This window comes from Acetobacteraceae bacterium (assembly GCA_004843165.1).
Classification (GTDB): Bacteria; Pseudomonadota; Alphaproteobacteria; order Acetobacterales; family Acetobacteraceae.
Genome location: CP039459.1, coordinates 1,879,119 through 1,900,085, shown reverse-complemented (window position 1 = coordinate 1,900,085; position 20,967 = coordinate 1,879,119). Strand labels below are relative to the sequence as shown.

At 41.1% G+C, this 20,967-nt stretch carries 17 protein-coding genes; 4 read left to right on the top strand and 13 right to left on the bottom strand.

The window, feature by feature from the left end; translation table 11 throughout:
- Positions 1-16: 16 nt before the first annotated feature.
- Both FAI41_09105 and FAI41_09100 read left to right on the top strand, forming a co-directional pair.
- Positions 17-2,119, top strand: coding sequence for an ATP-dependent DNA helicase RecG (locus FAI41_09105; GenBank protein ID QCE33716.1), 2,103 nt, complete (start codon positions 17-19; stop codon positions 2,117-2,119).
- A 248-nt stretch (positions 2,120-2,367) separates the two neighbouring features.
- Positions 2,368-3,057 carry a cold-shock protein gene (locus FAI41_09100; protein ID QCE33715.1) on the top strand — a complete coding sequence of 230 codons (690 nt, stop codon included), beginning with the start codon at positions 2,368-2,370 and terminating at the stop codon, positions 3,055-3,057.
- A gap of 56 nt (positions 3,058-3,113) precedes the next feature.
- On the opposite strand, the gene smpB is transcribed toward FAI41_09100, so the two are convergent.
- Genes smpB through FAI41_09085 form a run of 3 tightly spaced genes read right to left on the bottom strand, consistent with a single transcriptional unit; the run spans position 3,114 to position 5,255 of the window.
- On the bottom strand, positions 3,114-3,611 hold the full coding sequence (gene smpB / locus FAI41_09095) for an SsrA-binding protein SmpB (protein ID QCE33714.1): 498 nt from the start codon (positions 3,609-3,611) through the stop codon (positions 3,114-3,116).
- Entirely contained in the window at positions 3,604-4,503 is a 900-nt protein-coding gene (locus tag FAI41_09090) for a 4-hydroxy-tetrahydrodipicolinate synthase (protein QCE33713.1), read from the bottom strand. The genes smpB and FAI41_09090 overlap by 8 nt, the downstream gene beginning before the upstream one ends.
- Positions 4,500-5,255 carry a 3-deoxy-manno-octulosonate cytidylyltransferase gene (locus FAI41_09085; GenBank protein QCE33712.1) on the bottom strand — a complete coding sequence of 252 codons (756 nt, stop codon included), beginning with the start codon at positions 5,253-5,255 and terminating at the stop codon, positions 4,500-4,502. Before FAI41_09085 ends, FAI41_09090 begins: the two co-directional genes overlap by 4 nt.
- Before the next feature lie 125 nt (positions 5,256-5,380).
- On the opposite strand from FAI41_09085, the gene FAI41_09080 reads away from it, so the two are divergent.
- Both FAI41_09080 and FAI41_09075 read left to right on the top strand, forming a co-directional pair.
- Positions 5,381-6,880, top strand: coding sequence for an ATP-binding protein (locus FAI41_09080; protein ID QCE33711.1), 1,500 nt, complete (start codon positions 5,381-5,383; stop codon positions 6,878-6,880).
- A 15-nt stretch (positions 6,881-6,895) separates the two neighbouring features.
- Positions 6,896-7,528, top strand: coding sequence for an endonuclease/exonuclease/phosphatase family protein (locus tag FAI41_09075; GenBank protein ID QCE33710.1), 633 nt, complete (start codon positions 6,896-6,898; stop codon positions 7,526-7,528).
- Between the two features lie 4 nt (positions 7,529-7,532).
- Here FAI41_09075 and cls read toward each other — a convergent pair whose 3' ends face one another.
- The 10 genes from cls to FAI41_09025 all read right to left on the bottom strand — a co-directional run bounded on the left by cls (position 7,533) and on the right by FAI41_09025 (position 20,963).
- Entirely contained in the window at positions 7,533-8,963 is a 1,431-nt protein-coding gene (cls, locus tag FAI41_09070) for a cardiolipin synthase (protein QCE33709.1), read from the bottom strand.
- Between the two features lie 52 nt (positions 8,964-9,015).
- Positions 9,016-11,217: a DNA topoisomerase IV subunit A gene (parC, locus tag FAI41_09065; GenBank protein QCE33708.1), complete on the bottom strand. Its 2,202-nt coding sequence runs from the start codon at positions 11,215-11,217 to the stop codon at positions 9,016-9,018.
- A gap of 85 nt (positions 11,218-11,302) precedes the next feature.
- On the bottom strand, positions 11,303-12,052 hold the full coding sequence (gene recO / locus FAI41_09060) for a DNA repair protein RecO (GenBank protein ID QCE33707.1): 750 nt from the start codon (positions 12,050-12,052) through the stop codon (positions 11,303-11,305).
- A gap of 117 nt (positions 12,053-12,169) precedes the next feature.
- Positions 12,170-13,075 carry an elongation factor Ts gene (locus FAI41_09055; GenBank protein ID QCE33706.1) on the bottom strand — a complete coding sequence of 302 codons (906 nt, stop codon included), beginning with the start codon at positions 13,073-13,075 and terminating at the stop codon, positions 12,170-12,172.
- Between the two features lie 62 nt (positions 13,076-13,137).
- Complete coding sequence (gene rpsB, locus FAI41_09050; protein QCE33705.1) at positions 13,138-13,926, bottom strand: 30S ribosomal protein S2; 789 nt, start codon at positions 13,924-13,926, stop codon at positions 13,138-13,140.
- A 159-nt stretch (positions 13,927-14,085) separates the two neighbouring features.
- The gene (locus tag FAI41_09045) at positions 14,086-14,751 is read right to left on the bottom strand and encodes a hypothetical protein (GenBank protein QCE33704.1); all 666 of its coding nucleotides are present in this window, start codon (positions 14,749-14,751) and stop codon (positions 14,086-14,088) included.
- Entirely contained in the window at positions 14,720-16,711 is a 1,992-nt protein-coding gene (gene shc / locus FAI41_09040; GenBank protein QCE33703.1) for a squalene--hopene cyclase, read from the bottom strand. Before shc ends, FAI41_09045 begins: the two co-directional genes overlap by 32 nt.
- Before the next feature lie 44 nt (positions 16,712-16,755).
- Positions 16,756-18,060 (bottom strand): hypothetical protein, encoded by a 1,305-nt coding sequence (locus FAI41_09035; GenBank protein ID QCE33702.1) that lies wholly within the window; start codon positions 18,058-18,060, stop codon positions 16,756-16,758.
- Positions 18,057-19,022 carry a squalene synthase HpnD gene (locus FAI41_09030; protein ID QCE33849.1) on the bottom strand — a complete coding sequence of 322 codons (966 nt, stop codon included), beginning with the start codon at positions 19,020-19,022 and terminating at the stop codon, positions 18,057-18,059. Before FAI41_09030 ends, FAI41_09035 begins: the two co-directional genes overlap by 4 nt.
- Before the next feature lie 792 nt (positions 19,023-19,814).
- Positions 19,815-20,963: a glycosyltransferase gene (locus tag FAI41_09025; protein QCE33701.1), complete on the bottom strand. Its 1,149-nt coding sequence runs from the start codon at positions 20,961-20,963 to the stop codon at positions 19,815-19,817.
- Between the last annotated feature and the right edge of the window lie 4 nt (positions 20,964-20,967).

Genomic DNA, 20,967 nt, shown 5'->3' with positions numbered 1-20,967 from the left:
TAAAGGGAAATAACAATTGTCGATTGCCCTTCCTCCCAGTCTCTTTCTCCCCCTTTTAAACCCCATCAAAGACCTGGAAGGTGTCACTGAAAAAGAAGCTTTACGTCTTTCAAAAGCTTGCGGTGGAGAAACGATTACAGACCTTTTATTTTCATTGCCAACAAAGATCATTGAAAGAAACAAAATCTTTTCCATAAAAGAGATATCTTCCTTAGATGAGGGGGATCTTATAACGCTTTCCGTCACCCTTTACGCTATTAAACGCCCGCCTCCAAGATCACGTGCACCATGGCGTCTTCTGTGCGGCGACCAAACGGGAAAAATTGAAATTTCAATTTTCGGGAAGGCCTATCATTCTCTTTTGCAACAGGGAAATGAAATTATTCTTTCTGGAAAGCTACGCTTCTTTAAAAATAAACCCATTATTTCCAATCCAGATCATCTTGTTCTTCGATCTCATAAAGAAATCTTCCCTTGGATTGAACCTATTTGGCCTTTAAGCGCTGGGCTACGTCCAAAAATAATTGAGAAGGCCCTAAAAAGTGCCCTTAGATTGACAGAAAAACTACCAGAATGGCACGACAAAACACTTATAGCGCAAAAACACTATCCTTCTTTTTCCGAGGCACTCTATTGCCTGCACCAACCGATCTCTCAACTCAAAAATGAAAAAAGACAGCAGGCCTTTTCCCTTGCACGTGAACGTTTACAGGCGGATGAAATTCTTGCCCATCAAATGTGCATCTCTATGGCACAATTCTATGCTCTGCGTCGAAAAGGACAGAGAATTATTGGCACCGGAAAATTAGAGGAGGAACTCTTCAAAAATTTTGGCTATACACCGACTTTAGATCAGCAAAAAGCAATCCGGGAAATTAAAAAAGAACTCTCAGCACCCTATCCTATGCAGCGCCTCCTTCAAGGAGACGTTGGAAGTGGGAAGACATTTGTTGCCTTTTCTAGCATGATTACAACGATAGAATCAGGGAAGCAGGCTGCTATTATGGCACCAACAGAAATTCTTGCGCAGCAACATTTTCAAGAGGCCCAAAAAATTTCGCCTGTAAAACCGGTTCTCCTTACAGGAAAAATATCGTCTGAAAAACGAAAAGAAGTCATTGCTGCTATTAAAAATGGCAAGGCGCGCTTTATTATCGGAACACATGCCTTATTCCAAAAAGAAATCATTTTTCACGAACTCGGCTTGGCAATTATTGATGAACAACATCGCTTTGGTGTTGAACAACGTATTTCCCTTGGTAAAAAAAGCGACGGTGTCAATTTACTTTTAATGAGTGCCACACCTATTCCTCGAAGTATCCAACTCACACGCTGGGGGCAAATGGGCGTTAGTCGTCTTCTTCAACGCCCGCCTGGCAGCGGAAATATTACAACGACACTTCATGATATTTCTCACGGCATAGATCTTATTAAAGATTCTCTTCGCAGAGTTCTAAAAGAAAATAAACGGATTTACTGGGTCTGTCCTGCCGTCAAAGAAAGCGAAATGAGCGCTGCCGCAGAAGAGCGCTATAACGATCTCCGAAAAACATTTGGAGATGAAATCGTTGGCCTTGCCCATGGCCAACAATCAGGGGATGAGCAAGAAGAATCTCTTCGAAAATTCAGGGATGGCAAAATAAAAATTCTCATTTCTACAACCCTCATTGAAGTTGGTGTAAATGTGCCCGAAGCCTCCATTATGATTATTGAGGATGCTCAAAGATTCGGCCTTGCTCAGCTTCATCAGTTACGTGGGCGCGTCGGCCGTGGGAGTCTTAATTCCTATTGCTTATTGCTATATCGCCAAACAGAATCCGGAAACGGCTTGCAACGTCTTTCCCTCCTCCGTGAAAGCTTGGATGGTTTTTACATTGCTGAGGAGGATTATAAACAAAGAGGCGGCGGAGAGATCACTGGCAACCGCCAATCTGGCCTTCCTCATTTTGCTTTAAGTCAGAATAATGTTTCAGATATTTTAATTTCCCAATCGTCTCAAGAGGCTGCATTAATCCTCAATAAAGATCCGAGACTTTCTTCTAAAAGAGGAGATGCTATCCGGGGGCTTATGTATTTGTTTAAAAAAACCTCTCCTGAAACAGTGCTTTTATCAGGATAACTCTCCTTTCAAAAAAAATGTGCGCTTTTTAAGCCACTTTTTATGCAAATACTCAGTAATAAATTTTCAGAACGCTTAATCTATTTACACCCTAAGCATAGTTATGCTTCACTTCTTAATGCCGTTATAGGTGTCGGCTATATTGAACTATATATTCTTTATCTTCCGGCCAAATGATCTGAAATTTTTTAACTTATAAGATTTCCGATCAAATAAATTTGAAGTCCAAATATTGTGGAACCAGTGCGTTGAATAATAATAGAAACGACCGTAATAATTTCTCTTCCCGCCGTGGAAGTTTTGAGCCAGATTTTGCTGATGCTGGCCATTTTTACGATAACTCAGGCGGCTTTGGTGGCCGCAACTCAGGAGGTTTTTCTCCTTCTCCCCGCGGTAGTGCGGCTCCATCAGGCCCGGAAATCAACGGTACTGTCAAATGGTTCAATGGTGAACGTGGATTTGGTTTTGTTGGCCTAGATGATGGTAGCGGAGATGCTTTCCTTCATATCAATACATTAAACGAAGCTGGCTATCAGGCACCTGAGCCTGGCACAACGTTACGCGTTAAAATTAGCCAAGGTCCAAAAGGCAGACAGATTGCCCAAATCACTTCCCTAGATGCAAGCACAGCAACACCGGAAGCTGCAGCAGCAGGTGCTAAATTCATGCGTCCTGCTGGCGGTTCCCCTCAACAACGCCCACCTCGTTTTACACCAGATCTTTCTACTGCTGAAGAAAAATATGGTGAAGTCAAATGGTACAATGCAACAAAAGGTTTTGGTTTCATTGCACCAGAAGATGGCGGAAAAGACGTTTTTGTTCACGCCTCTGCACTCGGTAAAACAGGTTTGCAGGAACTTCACGAAGGCCAAAAAGTTTCTATGAAAGTTGCACAAGGTGGTAAAGGCCCAGAAGCCGTTACTGTTGATGCTGCTTAATTAGAGCTTGATTGTAAAGAAAAGGAGGCATTCTTGCCTCCTTTTTTTATGCTCTTTTAAAAGTCCTTTGCTGAATTTCTAAGCAATCGGGCCTTATCTCTTTTCCAATCTCTTTCTGCAATTGCATGACGCTTATCTACTTTTCTGCGCCCCTTTGCGACTCCTAAAGTCACCTTGGCTCTACCTCTTTCATTAAAATGAAAATCAAGCGGGATAACAGAAGCGCCAGCCTTGCTAATTTCTCCCATAAGAAATCTTAACTGCTTTCTATGAAGCAGTAATTTTCTAGGGGCCTTAGAATCAAAAATAGATAAAACACCCCCCTGATAGGGCGGAATATAAGAATTGAGCAGCCAAAGTTCCCCCTCTCTTTCCATTGCATAGGCATCCGTAATTGTCGCACGTCCTAGACGGAGACTCTTTACTTCGGGACCTTTTAAAACCAAGCCAGCTTCAAATTTTTCGCCAATTTCATAATCATGATGCGCTTTACGGTTTTGGGCGGCAATTCCTGTTGTTATCATGGAATTTTTTCCTGTCTTTTTTTTACTCATCGTCTTTTTTCTCCATCAAATGAAGTTTTGTTAAAATTTTTCTGATGGCTTCTTTCGAGGGGGATTGAACAGGTACCAATGGAAGGCGTAAATTCTCTGATATCAAACCTAGATCCGCCAATGCTGATTTTGCAGGGGAAGGACTACTTTCCATAAACATTGCTTTGTGCAAAGAAAATAATGCCCGTTGTAATTTTTGAGCTTCTACAATGTTTCCCTTTTTCCAATATTCGTACATTGCAACACATAGATGCGGTGCAACATTCGCTGTAACACTAATACACCCATCTCCGCCTGCTATAAAATACGGCAAGGAAAGAGCATCCTCTCCCCCTAATTGAGAAAAATCTTTTAAGATTTCATTGGAAAGCACAATCGGCTGTTCAAGATCTCCTGTGGCATCCTTGATACCAACAATATTAGCATGATGCGACAGACGTTTAATCGTTTCTAAAGAAAGCCTTACGCCTGTTCTTCCTGGAACATCATATAACCAAAGCGGAACTGAGGTCGCATCGGCAACTGTCATGAAATGACGATATATTCCCTCTTGGCTTGGACGATTATAGTAAGGTGTAACCACTAAAAGCGCATCTGCCCCTTCTTTTTCTGCCTCTTTTGCCAAAGCAATTGTATAGGATGTCGTATTTGCACCGACACCAACCATCAATGGAATGCTATTTTTTACCTCGGAACGTACATCTTCCATTAAAAGACGCCTTTCCTCTAAAGACAAAGACGGAGATTCCCCTGTTGTTCCTGCGACTAAAAGTCCATGTATACCGGCGTCTTTCTGTGCTTTGACGATTCTTCTGAAGGACTGCCTATCAAGCGTTCCATCCTCTAGAAAAGGAGTCACTAATGCGGTCGTATAACCTTCAAATCGTTTCATTTTGTATCCTTTATTTTCACGCCCATTTTGTCATAAGCGATCCGAACATTTTCTAAATCTTGAGGAACATCAACAGAAATAGGCGCCAATTCTATTCTTCGGCAATCTATACGCATCCCAAGTTCCAATGCACGTAATTGCTCTAAAGACTCTTGTTGCTCCAGCAAAGAAGGTGTAGCGGCAACAAAACGCTCCAAAGAAGATCTTCTCCAAGCGTAAATACCAACATGTTCCCATATTTTTCCAGCACAAGGAACAATATTACGAGAGAAATATAACGCTCTAGCATTCTTATCATGATCCGTAAAAGCACAAGCCACTTTAACTTTTGAAATCGCTTTTGCGGCCTCAAGCGAAAGCGGCGCAACGAGTGTGCCTAAATCCACGGATTGAGAAGAGAGAGTTTTTAAAACTTCTTGTATCAAACAGGGTGAAATAAAAGGCATGTCCCCCTGCAAATTAATCACAATATCAAAGGCTTTCTGAGGATCCACCTTATCTAAAAGCCCTTGAATACGATCTGAACCACTTTGATAAGATTTTTCTAATAAGATTCCTTTAACATTTTCAATATCTTTAATCGCCTCTAAGATATAAGGATGATCGGCAACAACAAAAACAGGGTAGATACCGCCTTGAGAGGCGGCCTCTGCCACATGCCTTATCATCGGTTTTCCACCAATATCAGCCAGCATTTTTCCGGGTAATCTTGATGAATTCATTCGTGCTGGAATGCAAACAACTGGCGGCATCTGTTCAAAAATTTCCTATATATAAAATTCTGAAATTTATAAAATTTTCCTAAAATCCATTAATTTAGAAAATATAGTAGATTTTCCTTTTGTAATATCTAAAAAATCAGTATTTCCTTAGTATCATGGAAAATTCATCCACTGGCTCAACAATAGCTTTTATTCATAGTTTTACATTTCAAGGAATCGATGCGATTCCAGTCACGGTTGAGGTACAGCTAACGAAAGGATTGCCTGCCTTTATTATTGTCGGCATGGCAAATCGTGCTGTTGCCGAGGCAAAAGAACGTGTCCGTGGTGCGCTCAATGCCATGAATCTCTCCCTACCAACAAAACGTATTTTAGTTAATTTAGCACCGAGCAACTTACCCAAAGAAGGTGCGCATTTAGATTTGCCTATTGCTCTTGCCCTTTTAGCGGCGATGGGCGTCATTCCTCTGGATATGATCCATAATACCGCAGCCTTAGGAGAACTTTCTCTTACGGGTGAAATTAAAAATGTCAGAGGTATTCTCTGTGCATCTCTAGAAGCAGCAAAAGAGGAACTTTCTTTTATCTGCCCCCAGCAGCAAGGGGCAGATGCTCGATGGGGGCATTCAGAAATGCCTGTTTTAGCAGCGCCAACACTTCTTAGCCTTGTAAATCATTTTCATGGTAGACAAATATTGCCTCCTGTGGGTGATCCCTTACCTCAAAAACGTCATAAGGGATTGGATATGAAGGACATCCGAGGGCAAGCCCTTGGACGGCGTGTTATTGAAATCGCTGCGGCTGGACGACATTCTCTTCTTATGTCCGGCCCACCGGGTGCCGGAAAATCCATGCTGGCCTCACGTTTACCCAGTTTATTACCCCCGCTAACAAAAGAGGAAATCCTTGAAGCCAGCCGTATACATAGTATCGCAGGCACCTTAGAAGCAGGACATCTTGTTTCGTTTCCTCCCTTTCGATCTCCCCACCACACAGCATCCGGTGTCGCTTTAACAGGTGGGGGAAATAAGATTATTCCAGGCGAAATAAGCCTTGCCCATAAAGGTGTTCTTTTTTTAGATGAACTCCCAGAATTTTCACGCTCTGCTTTAGAAGCGCTTCGACAGCCTTTAGAAGAAGGAAAGATTACCGTTGCACGTGCTTCTGGCCATCTTACCTTTCCGGCTCGTTTCCAATTCATTGCGGCAATGAATCCCTGTCGTTGTGGTCATTTAGGCCTTCCCGGAAAAGAATGCTCCAAAGCACCACGCTGCGCAGAAAGTTATGCCTCAAAAATTTCAGGCCCCCTTCTTGATCGAATGGATATGCGGATTGGTCTTATGCCATTATCCCCGACAGATATTACACACTCCCCCATGGGAGAGGCTTCTGAACCTATTCGACAAAGAGTTGAACAAGCACGGCAAAAACAATATGAACGGCAGAATATTGTTAATGCTTATGCGCCCATTGAAAAACTTCTTCTTAGCTGTTCCGCTAAAAATTTCACTGAAAAGGCTTCAAAAAAAATGGGGCTTTCAGCGCGTGGCATCACACGGCTTTTACGGGTTAGCAGAACAATTGCAGATTTAGATTATTCAGAAAAAATTGAGATAAATCATGTTGCTGAAGCCCTTAATTATCGTCTTTCATAGCTTATAAGGCTAAAAATGCTTTCCTCTCCTAAAATTCGTATTCTCAGCTGGAATCTTCTTCATAAAAAAGGTGCTTCCGTTGATGATATTTACAATGTTATTGAAAGAATCAATCCAGACGTTTTAACCCTTCAGGAAGCACGTCTAAACATTGAAGAAATTCAAAATAAATTAGGCGGTTTTTTTATCCGGACAGCGCTACCTGGAAGGGAACATGGGCTTGCCTGTTGGAGTAAATTAAGTCCAATTTCCCCCCCTATTTCTTGCACATTGCCTGCGGGAATTATCGTAAAGCGAACAGCTCTCATTCTGAAGTTTGAAAGTGCGATTGGCCCTATTTCCATTGCAAATGTTCACCTCTCACATGGACAATTACTGAATCGTCGGCAGTTGAGAACAATTGCCCCCTACCTTGGTAATCCCGGTGTTATTATTGGTGATTTTAATCTTATTGGCCGTATTAACTTAAAGGGCTTTAAGGAAGTCGGCCCACACATCCCAACACACCGAATGCTTAACCATTTTCCACTACGCTTAGATCGTTGTCTTGTTAAGGGCCTTCAAAGTATCCAAGTTGGAAGATTACCAAAACTAGGATCTGATCATCATCCAATTATGATTGATCTCTTGCCGACCCCCTCAAACTAAATTTTTATAAGTAAGGTTGCAGCAAACGACAGGCTGAATCTCTTAATCTTGAAATAAGATGCCTACTTTTAATATCTTTTAAAGTAAGAGGCTGTGCCGAAAAACGATACATATAGTTTTCAATATCAGATGCGAGATCACTACTGTATATTTCTACATTCACTTCAAAATTGAGTCTTAATGAACGTGCATCCCAATTTGCACTTCCAATACAGCTCCATAAACCATCAACGACCATGAGTTTTGAGTGATTAAAAGGCGCCGGCATTTGCCAAATACGACATCCTGCCTGTAGGAGCGGAATAATTCCACCATCACGGGCATAATCTAGAAAATGATGATTGCTTTGTTTTGGAAAAATAATATTCACCTCCGCACCACGTAATGCAGCTAATCCCAAAGCCGTTATAAGACGGCTATCCGGTAGGAAATACGGTGTCATAATCAATATTTTTTTCTGAGCCGAAGCAATCGCTTGTAACCAGACATATACCAATTTCTCTAAATCTGTATCTGGTCCAGAAGTAATCGTTCGCATTGGCGTCTCGCCTTCCAAATCCACTGCTGGAAAAAAGGCATCACCAGAAAGATGTTCTTTTGTTGTAAAGGCCCAATCACGTTCAAAAACTTCGACAAGCTGTCGAATAATAGGTCCCTTGATATGAAAATGTGTATCATCAACACGATCTTTTGGATGAAGAAAACTTTCTAAATTTTCACTGCCAATATTAATACCGCCGACAAATCCTTCTTTACCATCAATTAAAAGAAGTTTCCTATGATTTCTTAAATTTAAAAACGGCGTTTTCCACGGTAGAAAAGAATGCAAGAAACGTGCGCATGGCACACCCTGTCTCGTTAAAGACTTTTTTATTGCTGAGACAAAATATCCACTACCGACGCCATCAATAAGAACACGAACTTCAACGCCTGAACGATGTGCCTGTGCTAAAGCCGAAACAAAAAGCTCCCCTTCCTCATCTCCCCTAAAAATATAGGAGGTCATTAAAATGGATTTTTCTGCGCGTGCGATCGCCGCAAGCATTTGTGGATAAATCTCACTTCCACCGGAATAAAGTCTTATATTGTTTCCTTTAAGAAGCTGCCTGCCTGTAACCTTTTCCCCCATATCTGCAAGACCTTGCCAGCGCCCCTCCACCTTATGGATAAAACGACTATCCAACAGATGCATTTCGGTATGCTCACCAGACATCAAACGAATAGCACGCCGCCTGACCCTGTTAATGCCAAATATCCAGTATAGTCCCGCCCCTAAAAGGGGGCTAAACCAACAAATACCCAACCAACCGGCTGCCGTTGCCGAATTTAAGCGTGTTAGCAAAACATGGATTGTCACGCTTACAACAGCCGTAATACGCAACAATGTCAGAAAAAAAAGGCTCCACCAAACAGATTGGAGAATTTCTATGCTCATTTAAAAAAATCCATGAAGCCTAATAAAAAAGTAATTTTTTCAAGAGAAGATTTTAAGCCCAATCAGGAGATCTCCTGCCCTGTTGCCCTCTATTCGCAATCCAAAGCTTTAAATCTTTTTCTTTTTTCAAGGCACCTTTTTCTTTCCAAGCCAAACCTTTTTCAAGATTAAATAATCGAATTGTTTTTATACGTGCGCCTTTTGTTTTCTGGAGAGAAACACCTTTTCCACGTTGCATTCTTGGAATTTGATTAAGCGGAAAAATAAGCATATTCCCTGCTTTTGTTAAAAACAAAGCGTGATTTTCATCCTTAATTGGAAAGATAAAGGAAAGTTGATGATCTTTATCTGGATTAAAAACTTGCCTTCCCGTCCGTTTCTCACTGCTCAAAATATCAGCAGTCACAATCATGCCTCTTGCATTATTACTAACCAATAAAACCTCTTGGATTTCTTTCACTAAGGGTAAAATACCAATAATTTTTGCATCCACAGCAATTTCTACAAGCGTTCTAACAGGAACGCCAAACCCTTTTCCACCAGGTAATTCTCCAGCAGAAATTGTAAAAACACGCCCAGAACTATCAAATAAACAAAATTTATCCGTCGTTTGAATTTCTATTGCAAAAGCGTGTGAATCTCCCTCTTTAAAACGCCACGAGGAATGATCCAATTCGTGGCCTTTGAAAGCTCTTAACCAGCCCTCTTCCGAAATCGAAATTGTAATAGGTTCTTTATCAATTTCTTCTAAACCACTCAAATCAAGATTTTCAGGCGGCAATTCAAGTTCAGTGAGACGTTTATCTTCTTTTCGCTTTTTAAAGATTTTTTCAAGCTCAAAAAAATTACTGCTAACACGCTGTAATCTAAGATCACTAGAGGCAAGCAATCTTTCGAGATCCGCTTTTTCTTTTAAAAGCCCACAATGCTCCTCTTTAATCTGTGTTTCTTCGAGACGACGCAAAGAACGCAAACGCATATTTAAAATATATTCTGCCTGTAAATCCGTAATGTTAAAGATTTGAATCATCCGTTTTTTAGGCTCATCCTCCTCACGGATAATGCGAATAACCTCATCTAAATGAAGGAATAACTTTAAGAATCCCTCAAGAATTTCAATTCGACGATTAACAGCCTCTAAACGATAATTACTCCGGCGCACTAAACCTTCATGAACATGATCAATCCAAGATTGTAAAACATCTTTCAAGGACATGACCTTTGGAATTCTACCATTTTCCAGAACATTCATATTCAAACTAAAGCGATTTTCCAAAGCACTTAATTGAAAAAGCCGCTCCATAATTTGTTTTGGATCCAGCAAAGAACTTTTAGGCTCTAAAACAATACGGATATCTGTAGTACTTTCGTCCTGTATATCCTCTAAAAAAGAGATCTTACGCTGTTGCATTAAATCAGCAATTTGTTCAATGAGACGCGATTTCTGAACCATATAAGGCAGTTCTATAATCACAATCTTCCAATTTTTCGGTGTCTTTTTTTCGACAATCCATTTTGCTCTTACGGTAAAACTGCCCCGTCCTGTTTCATAAGATTCAACCATTTCCGCTTGGGAGGTTGTTAAAATACCTCCTGTCGGGAAATCTGGGCCTTTAATATATTTCATTAAAGACTGAATATTCATCTCTGGCTTTTCAATAAGCTTTTGAGCGGCTTTATATAATTCTGCGGCGTTATGTGGTGGAATGCTTGTCGCCATGCCAACAGCAATCCCTGCAATCCCATTGGCGAGAAGATTGGGAAACAGAGAGGGTAGAACAATTGGTTCACGATCTTCATTATCATAAGTCGGACGTAGATCTACGGCATTGTTATTTAAGCCCTCAAGCATCAGCATTGCTGTTGTCGTTAAACGGCTTTCCGTATAACGCATAGCCGCTGCCCCATCACCATCCACAGAGCCGAAATTTCCCTGCCCTTCAACGAGCGGATAACGTGCGGCAAATGTTTGAGCCAAACGAACTAAGGCATCATAAACAGAGGCATCCCCATGAGGATGAAATTTACCAATAACATCCCCCACCACACGCGCACATTTTTTAAAACCATTTTCAGGATTAAGGCGAAGCTCATGCATGGCATAAAGTAAACGACGATGTACTGGTTTCAAACCATCTCTCACATCGGGCAAAGAACGCGACATAATGGTTGACATGGCATACGCAAGATAGCGCTCACTTATTGCTCTTGAAAACGTACAATCTTCAATATGCCCAATTGTCAAATTACCCACACCATTCTCCTATGTACACGCCAAGTTAAACTACAAAAAATAAGAACCTATACCAAGTAAATATTCTTTTTCTACAATAATGACTTTAATTACTTAAATTATCTTTTACTTCTTCAAATGTTTTTAGAAGGAATTTTCGTTCTAATGGCAATTCTGAATGTCTCATTTCAATAAAGATTTTTTCTAAAAAATGCCCTGTTAAAGCCAAGCCCCATTCTATTGAAAGCGGATCTAACTCCTGCCAACTTCCTCCCATAATTTTTGGCAAATGAAAAAGTCTCTTTTTCCATTCCTCTGCTTCTCCTGCCGCAACGGCAGCACCTGTTTTTGGTGAAACATATAACAGATTATCTTTCCTGCCGCTCAGAATACAGGAGGAAAGAGAAAGACCAAAGCCCATATAAGCTAATAAATTTTTTTCCCAAAGAATATATTTTTCTAACAAAACAAGATCGCAAGCAGAAGCTGTCAGTTCTAAAAAATCAAGTGTTTCCGAAAAAAGATTTGGTAAAGGGTCCTCTTCTGGCATTGAAAGATTCAGCAAGACAGACAGACTGCTAATAAGTGCCAACACAAGGGCTCTGTCGTAAATCGGCGCTGTGTAGTTGCGTACAACCTCAATTGAAGCTGTTCCTAAATTACTTCTTAAGTGAGTTTTCCAATGTAGCTGAACAAGGTTTCCTTTTTGCCAAAGAGATCTATTTTTTTTTGAAAAAACACCATAGGCAAAACTATATTTTAATCCATAATCTTGCGTAAAAAAACTAACGATAGCACCTCTTTCACCATATGGACGAAGCGTTAAAATCAGTGCTAGAGAAGTCCATTCTTTCATAAAAGAGCCCTATATCTCTAAGAAAATAATCTATTAGAAATTTATAGATAATAAAAAATCCTTTGCCAAATATGACAAAGGATTTTTTAGGATCTTATTTAAAGCAAAAAGAGCTTTTTATTGACCAGCAGCTTTTGCAACCTCTGCTGCGAAATCATCTTCTGCCTTTTCAACACCTTCACCAAGCTGGAAACGTTCAAAAGCTTTTAAAGAAATATTTTCTTTTGAAAGAACTTTATTTACTTTGCTTTCGCCGTCATGAACCCAGATCTGCTCTAGCAAAACAACTTCTTCGTAAAATTTACGAACACGCCCATCAACCATTTTTTCAATAATGGCTTCTGGTTTACCGGAGGCACGTGCTTGCTCACTTAAAACAGAGCGTTCATGTTCCAAAGCTTTTGGATCTAGATCTTCGATACATAGAGAAACAGGACGCGCTGCGGCAACATGCATCCCAACTCTTCTACCTAAATCCTCGATGACTGAAGCTTCTGACGCGCCTTCAAGACCAACCAAAACGCCAATACGGCCAACGCCCGGTTTCAAAGCGCCATGAATATAGCTAGCAACTGCACCTGTTGAAACTTCGATAACTTTGGCACGTCTCAGAACCATGTTTTCACCGATTGTCGCAACAAGATGTGTCAACTCATCAGCAACAGTACGGCCAGAAGCTAATTTTGCTTTAGAAATTGCATCAAGATCTTCACCAACTTCCAAAGCAGCTTGTGCAACTTGCTCAACAAAATTTTGAAATGACTCATTCCGAGCCACAAAATCTGTCTCTGCATTGATCTCGACCATTGCCCCACGGGTACCGTTGCTTGCAATGGCAACGAGACCTTCTGCAGCAGCTCTGCCAGACTTCTTAGCGGCTTGAGAAAGACCTTTTGTACGAAGCCAATCGATTGCCTCGTCAATATTCCCATTGCTTTCAGAAAGGGCTTTCTTGCAATCCATCATCCCTGCGCCTGTACGTTCACGCAGATCTCTCACTAATTGAGCTGAAATAGCAGCCATTATTAACTCCTATGAAGAATAAAATCTTTTACGTTTTTAATATTTCTATGAAAGAAAAAGCCTTAAGAAGCGGCTTCTTCTTTTTCTTTAGAAGTTTCTTCAACGTTTGGGATTTCTTCTCCGATATTTTCAATTTCACCCAAATCGGCACCAGAGGCAGCCATTTCTGCAGAAATTCCGTCAAGAACGGCACCTGCCATGAGATCACAGTAAAAATTGATAGCACGAATAGCATCATCATTTCCTGGGATAGGATATGTAATACCAGATGGATCTGAGTTACTATCCAAGATAGCAGCCACAGGAATATTCAACTTACGAGCTTCTTCAATCGCCAATTTCTCACGATTTGTATCAATGACAAAAAGAAGACTTGGCAAGCCGCCCATTTCTTTAATTCCGCCCAAAGAACGCTCTAATTTGTCACGTTTACGGGTAAGATCAAGCAACTCTTTCTTTGTTAAACCGACCTCATTTTCGCCTAAAGTCTCTTCAATTGAGCCTAAACGACGGATGGAACCTGTGATCGTTTTCCAGTTCGTCAACATACCACCTAACCAGCGGTGATTGACATAATACTGACCACATCTTTGTGCTGCATCTGCGATTGGCTGTTCCGCAGCACGCTTTGTGCCAACAAAAAGAACACGTCCACCTGCAGCAGCAACATCACGTGCAGCTTTTAGGGCTTGGTTCAGCAAAGGCACTGTCTGCTGAAGATCAAGGATGTGAATGTTGTTGCGAACACCAAAAATATATCGACCCATTGCTGGATTCCAGCGACGTGTATGATGTCCGAAATGAACGCCAGCTTCTAATAGCTGACGCATTGTAAAGGCGCGATCTGCCATTTTTTATTTCCTCTGGTTAAGCCTCTGCACAATAATCAAGCATTCAAAAAATGCCACCAAAAATAAAATTGCGCATGTGTGTTTAGGCAAACTAATCTATTAAGATTTTTTCTTTATAACGTTTCCAGTCAAAAAACAAGAGGAATCTCTCGCAAATACTCAGAAACACACTCTTTTTAAATATTCTTTCATTGCCTTCTGTGCCAAATAAGCATTCCTACCCAATTTAAGTAAATCTGATATTTGTGAAGGATTTTTCCAGAGAGAATGCAAGATCAATCGTAAAGAGGGAGCCCCACGTTTATTTAAAGGAACTAAGGCAGCTGGTGGTAAGATCTGCGTCACTTCATCACAAACCACCCGTAAAACAGAAAACGGCAAGCCACTTGTCGCCGCAACGCCGCTTTCCATATCAACAGAAAAAGCCCCCGTTTTCTGGTGTAAAAATTCCTTTTCCACTGTACTTGCAATAATCTTTTCGACAGCTAGTAACGGAACAGAAAGAGATTTTGCTTTAGAAATATCCCAAGGAAGCGATTTTGAAGTCTCTATCCTTTTCTCACCAACCACGATACTCCGAGGCACTAAAATATCACCAACAGACATTTTGGAACTCAAGGCTCCCGCACATCCAAAAGAAAGGATATGCGTCACCTGCTTTTTTTTAAGATATTCTATCGCCTCAAGGGCGCCCTGATGTCTTGAGTAACTCATTACAATCAGGGCATCAGGGAAAAAATAACGTGCAATTTTAGCCTCAGCTCTTAAGCCCGTAATAATTCCCAGCATATATTCAAATCCCCCAGCTTGTACTTTTGATATCATTCTCTTTCAGATTTTTAAAACGTGAGAGAGCGAGCAAGGGGAAGAAATGTTTATACCCATGATAGCGCAAATAAAAGACTCTCGGAAAACCAACAGCATTATGAAAACTCTCTTCCCATTCCCCATTTTCATTCTGTGTTGAAAGCAAATAATCAATTCCACGTTGAACGACTTCTGAATGGACTTCTCCCACAGCCATTAATGCCAATAATGCCCATGCTGTTTGCGTTGGCAAACTACGGCGATAGCTACCCGGTTCTGCCCCTTCATAGCTGGCGCAGTCCTCTCCCCATCCGCCATCCTCTCTTTGCACTTTTTCTAACCAGCGAACTGCTTTTTGGATCGCTGCGTCATCATGTGGAAGTTCCGCAGCATTAAAAGCGGAAAGGACAGACCATGTTCCATAAATATAATTCGTGCCCCAACGCCCAAACCAAGAACCATCTGCCTCCTGCTCTTTACGGAGATAAGCAATCCCTCTTTCTAGACTTTGAATATCCTCATCTTTACCAACCTGTGCTAAAAAGGAAACACAGCGTGCCGAAACATCTGCCGTTGGCGGATCTAAAAGCGCACCATGATCTGCAAAAGGTGTTTGGTTTAAAATATCAAGATCATTATCGATATCAAAAGCACCCCATCCCCCGTTTGTAGATTGTAGGCCCTTAACCCATTTTCTAGCACGCTCAATTGCAAAAGAATTCTTTTTTGCATCTAAACGATGAAGGAAAATACCGACAACGGCTGTATCATCTACATCTGGATAATAGGGGTTTTCATATTGAAAAGCCCATCCACCCGGCTCAATATCTTTTGCTGTATTGACAGCCCAATCCCCTCTGACATCAAGAATTTGACGCTCTTTTAACCATTCGGCCGCCTCTATGAGATGCTTTTTGGTTTCTTCTTTTAAGACGGTATCGTTTCCATCAAAAACTTCAATAAGCGCTACACTTGCAAGTCCCGTATCCCACACAGGCGAAACGCATGGCTGACAATAAATTTCTTCATTCTTTTCAACGAGTAAATCCTGGATACTGTCCCACGCTTCACGGGCTAAAGGATGGTTGTCCTTAACTCCCAGAGCCCTGTACATCATGACAACATTAGCCATTGCAGGATAAATCGCCCCAAGTCCGCCCTCACTTAATCTTTCCTCAATAAAAGCAATCGCTTTTCCAATAGCACGGCGACGGGTACGGCGTGGGAAAAAAGGCTCTACTTTACGAAGAACGACATCTAAAGCTTTGAAAGCATATCCCCACCAAGAGCGGTACGGACCCCGTATCCAGTCTTTAATTTTAGAAGGGCGTGTTCTAAAGAGTTCATCAATATGAACATTTTTTGGATTAATAGCCAACGGACGCAAAGCTGCCAAAACAAGTAATGGCGCAATCACGGTTCGAGACCAGTAAGACATGTTCCATATTGAAACAAATGCCTTACGTGGCAAAAGTATAAGCTCAACGGGCATAACGGGCACGGCATCCCAAGGAACCTGACCATAAAGAGCCAAAAGAATACGTGTAAACACGTTACTTCTTTCAGCACCCCCATGCCTTAAAATGGCTTCACGGGCTTTACGCATATGTGGTGCATCTGGAGAATCACCAATCACCTTCAAGGCATAATACGCCTTTACACTGGCAGATAAATCAAATTTTCCATCATAATAAAGCGGCCATCCACCGTGTTCTTCCTGCCGATCACGAAGATATTTAGCAATTTTTTCTTCTTTTTCAGGATCAATACGGTCAACATAATGTTCCAGTAAAACATATTCAGCAGGAATAGTGGCATCCGCCTCAAGCTCAAAAACCCAATGTCCATCTTTATTTTGATGCTTAAGAAGAGCATCCTGAGCCGCACCAAGCTTCTTTTCCAACAACTCTAAAAAAGACTTTATTTTAAAGGCCGGTTTTACTTCTTTTAAAGTTTGCTGTTCTTTCGTTTTAGCCATTATACTCTCCGAAAAACGATAAAATGATAATTGTTTAGACTTTTCTAAGCCGGATGGTATCCCTCTGAGATCGCAGATCGAAAACCAAGCTCACCGACTGCCGCCAATCCGGAACGAACAGCCCCCTCCAATGTCGAGGGGAGACTTGTTGCAATCCAATCTCCTGCCAAAACAAGATTAAGAAGCGGCGTTGAAGTCCCAGGTCGCTTTGCATTCTCTAACGGTGTTGCTTCAAAAGTAGCTCTTTTTTCATTAATCAAACGGCAAGTGGGCATTTCTATTTCAAATAAATCCTGCTCAATCACTGTCTTCAGTGCAAAACACAACTCTTTCCACACCTGCTTTATAAGCGAATCCTTTGATCTGTCGCTGTAACGATTAGCAGCGCTGATGGTTACGGAAAGAATTCTATCTTTCACAAATATCCATTCGGCAATTCCACCGTTAAGACCTAAAAATCCAGACTGCGCTATTGGCCCTTTTAACAAAGGTAAAAAAGGCAAGGAAAAATGAAGGTTTAAAATACTTTCATAACGATCAGGCCCCTGGATTTCAGGCAGAAGTTCTCTCGTTACATGACTTGGCGTGGCTAAAATAACAGAATCCTCATCAGAAATCGGAATGAGTTTTTTACCAATGCGCAGTCCCGTAACCCGCCCCTTTTCTGAAATAATTTCCTTTACACGTGCATTGAAATTTAAATGTGCCTTGAAACTTTTCAAGTAAGAAAGTGCGGGATCGATAAAAGCATCCGCCAAATTTTTGACAGGATATAAGGGATGACATCCTTTTCCGCCCTTCATTAAACTTTCTTTTATAATATTTGCAAAAAGTGCAGCACTTCCTGATTGAACAGAAGTGTTTAAAGCTGAAATTGCCAACGGTTTCAGCAAAAGATCTGTCAATCCACCACTTTCTAAACACTCACTGACAGTTGTTTCTGGCCCTGCTTTTAGAAATTTTAAAAAAGCAGTCAACTCTTTTAGCTTCATATTTGGTGGACGACAGGAAGCAGAAAAAAGCCAAAAAGGTATTTTTCCAGAGGAAAGCGATAAATTCCAAGCTTTTTGCCTCTCAAGATCAAAAAAGGGGAAAAAACCTTTTCCCTGATCTTTTAAACGATCGCGAGACCCAATGAGATCTAGATAACGCAAGAGATATTGGTTTCCAGACAAAATCAAATGATTGCCGTTATCTATGTAGGATTCTAATTGGGAATCATAAAAAGAACGTGCACGCCCGCCACAAATAGCAGCAGCCTCATATAGAAAAATTTCTGCCTGTGGCGCTAACTCAACAGCGGCGGATAAAGCGGCTATTCCCCCACCAACGATGTGAACACTGCTCATTTCCCAATCAAGGCCTTCACCAAGAAGAAAATTTTCCAAAAAGGTGACTTATTTAAAGGCGCACCGCTATGCATCCAGCCACGATTTTCTAAGCGTTTTAAAGTTGCCTTGTAAGAGGCTGCCATTAAACGTGCAGGAAGCATGGTTTTAGAAGGACAACACTGCATATAATACTCTGACCTACGAAAACTATCCTTGGCCCGCATAGCCAAAATTTTACAAATATCGGGAAGCTTCTCTGAAGAAAGGAGTAGGCTCAAATCCCGTGAAATCTGAAAACGATCTGCGAGTTCCTTAGGGAGATAACAACGTCCGAGATGAAGATCCGTTTCAATATCTCTTAGAATATTCACCTGCTGCAAAGCTCTGCCGAGATGATAAGCAACCTTTAAACCATTTTCACCTTCAGCACCAAAAATTCTAATAGAAAGCCGTCCAACAGCCGAAGCAACACGGTCAAAATATAAATCCAAAGTCTTTTCATCCGGAAAAACAATTGGACCATTCAGATCCATTCTCATCCCTTCGATAATCTCCTGAAAATCTCTTTCATCAAGATCATAACAGGAAATAGCTGCCAGCAGAACACGCTCTAAAGACGTGTCTGCATGACCTTTATAAATTTCACGAATTCTTTTTGACCAATGATCTAAAAGCGCAAAAGACTTTTCAATATCCTTACCTGCTGGGCTATCGCCATCAGCAATGTCATCCAGCTCTCGACATAAGGCATAAATAGCGTACATCGCCTCACGCCGTGCACGTGGTAAAATACGCATCCCCTTATAAAAAGAAGTCTGAGCCCTTATAATCTGCGCCTCTACTGCTTCCATATCTTGATAAGCGCAAGGAAGACCATCTTTTTCTAAATTTACATCTTGCAGGTTTTTAGAAAAAATCTCTGAGGTACCTTGAAACAACGCCTTAAGCTTATCTGCTAATCTTAAAGAAACATTTTGCATTAAAGGGTCTTCTTCTCTCAGTTTTTTAGCCAAAGAATGTGCAAGATTTACAATCACAGCAGCTTCCATCTTTAAGCGTTTATCCGTAATTTTCTTTGGAAGCTTAGAAGCCTCCTTATTCAAAAGATCAACATGATCTAGAACACGGTTAAAAACTTTTCTCAAACCTGTCGAAGATTTTGCATCTAACACACTTTCAAGCGGAACCCCTTCTTCCTTCATCCAATCCAGAGGAAGATAGCACCTATCTAAAATACGCAGATCTGACTGCACGTCCTGTAGATGATTTAAAACCTGCAAAGAGGCGCACAATGCATCAGAAGCGCTATAGGATTCCTCTTTCTCACGATGAATCGCTAACAGGAAACGTCCAACAGGCGCTGCTGAATTGGCGCAATATCCCATAAGATCGTCCCAACTTTGATAGCGAGACTGCTCCGTATCTTGAATAAAAGCCTTTAACAGATCGCCAGCAACAGAAAGCGGAACCTTTCTCTTTGTAAGTTCCCGACCTAAATCAGCGGCGATAATCTGTTTTTCATCCGAAAAAACACCTGAATTCAAAGCCTTTTCCAGAGATAGAAGTTGCTCTTTTTTGGTTGATGCAGAGAGTTCCTGGCTGTCAGAAATATCATCCGCCATCCGTGCAAAATTATAATAAAAATGTACAATTTTACGCAGTTTAGCTGAAATCAGAAAAGATCCAACTGGAAAATTTTCACTCTTTCGATCCCGAGATTGCGCCATATTCATAGAAGACACGAGCCTTATATCCAATCAATTTCACAAAGGTTAAGAAGGATGATTTTCATCATAAGTACGCTGGTGCCATTCGACACCTTTTCCAAAATAGTGATTATAGGCAGAACCTAGCGTCGCTAAACTATAAAAAAACGCAATGAAGGGAAGCGGTAAGGCTCTCCATAATGGTAAGCGAAACCATTTTAAGGTGGGGATAAAGGTTGCACACGCAATAAGATAAGCGGAAATCCCTGCAAAACGGGATGATTTCTTTCCTTTGATCGCTGCGACAAGAGGGCCAAACCAAATGAAGAGCATCCCAAACAAAACAAGCAGTAAAAGAATAGGAGAATAACGTAGTTGGACATAGGCTGTCCGTGCAATCATATTCCAAATTTCTTTAATATTGTCGTAAGAACGTAAAGACCACGCTTGTTGACTGCACCCTAAATAGAGATGCCCGCCCATTCTTTTTACGCGAGCGGCTAAAGTACAGTCGTCAATTAAGGCGCCACGAATAGACGCAACCCCACCAATACGATCCAAAATTTCTTTTTTCAAAAGAACAGTACCGCCTGCAGCACCCGAAATGATTGAATCTGGATTAGAAATTTTACGAAACGGATATAAAAATGCAAAGAAATAAACAAATGCAGGAATGAATGTCTTTTCAAGAACATTGTTACACTGCAACATGACCATTTCCGAAACCAAATCCAAGCGCTCATGGAGCGCTTTTTTCACCAAGGAGTCTAGGTGATCAGGGGCATGTAAAATATCTGCATCTGTAAAGAGTACAAAGCCATTTTCAGGTATCTCATGCCCTCTTGCATTTATCCCTTGATGAAGTGCCCACAGCTTACCGCTCCAGCCCGAAGGTCTAGCTTTACCCTCGATAACGGTTAACGCTGGGTAATCCTTTGCAATCTCAAATGCTTGCGCTCTTGTTGTATCTGTACTTTCATCATCAACAACAACAACACGATATGTTCCTTGGTAATCTTGATTTAATAAAGATTTCAAACTAACGGCGATATGCTCTTCTTCATTCCTTGCTGGAACAATGATAAGAACTTCAGGATATTTCTGCGTTTGTAAATTCTCTTGAGATGAAAGAAAGGGACCTCCCTGCCAATAACGCCCCCAAAAGGCAACAAGAAATCCCCATATTCCCAAAGTACTATATGATAGCCAGCGCATAAAC

Excerpts from the sequence above, each read along its gene's own strand:
- smpB (QCE33714.1), bottom strand. The coding sequence starts at position 3,611 with ATGAGTAAAAAAAAGACAGGAAAAAATTCCATGATAACAACAGGAATT.
- FAI41_09090 (QCE33713.1), bottom strand. The coding sequence starts at position 4,503 with ATGAAACGATTTGAAGGTTATACGACCGCATTAGTGACTCCTTTTCTA.
- FAI41_09085 (QCE33712.1), bottom strand. The coding sequence starts at position 5,255 with ATGCCGCCAGTTGTTTGCATTCCAGCACGAATGAATTCATCAAGATTA.
- FAI41_09080 (QCE33711.1), top strand. The coding sequence starts at position 5,381 with ATGGAAAATTCATCCACTGGCTCAACAATAGCTTTTATTCATAGTTTT.
- FAI41_09075 (QCE33710.1), top strand. The coding sequence starts at position 6,896 with ATGCTTTCCTCTCCTAAAATTCGTATTCTCAGCTGGAATCTTCTTCAT.
- cls (QCE33709.1), bottom strand. The coding sequence starts at position 8,963 with ATGAGCATAGAAATTCTCCAATCTGTTTGGTGGAGCCTTTTTTTTCTG.
- recO (QCE33707.1), bottom strand. The coding sequence starts at position 12,052 with ATGAAAGAATGGACTTCTCTAGCACTGATTTTAACGCTTCGTCCATAT.
- FAI41_09055 (QCE33706.1), bottom strand. The coding sequence starts at position 13,075 with ATGGCTGCTATTTCAGCTCAATTAGTGAGAGATCTGCGTGAACGTACA.
- rpsB (QCE33705.1), bottom strand. The coding sequence starts at position 13,926 with ATGGCAGATCGCGCCTTTACAATGCGTCAGCTATTAGAAGCTGGCGTT.
- FAI41_09045 (QCE33704.1), bottom strand. The coding sequence starts at position 14,751 with ATGATATCAAAAGTACAAGCTGGGGGATTTGAATATATGCTGGGAATT.
- shc (QCE33703.1), bottom strand. The coding sequence starts at position 16,711 with ATGGCTAAAACGAAAGAACAGCAAACTTTAAAAGAAGTAAAACCGGCC.
- FAI41_09035 (QCE33702.1), bottom strand. The coding sequence starts at position 18,060 with ATGAGCAGTGTTCACATCGTTGGTGGGGGAATAGCCGCTTTATCCGCC.
- FAI41_09030 (QCE33849.1), bottom strand. The coding sequence starts at position 19,022 with ATGCAAAATGTTTCTTTAAGATTAGCAGATAAGCTTAAGGCGTTGTTT.
- FAI41_09025 (QCE33701.1), bottom strand. The coding sequence starts at position 20,963 with ATGCGCTGGCTATCATATAGTACTTTGGGAATATGGGGATTTCTTGTT.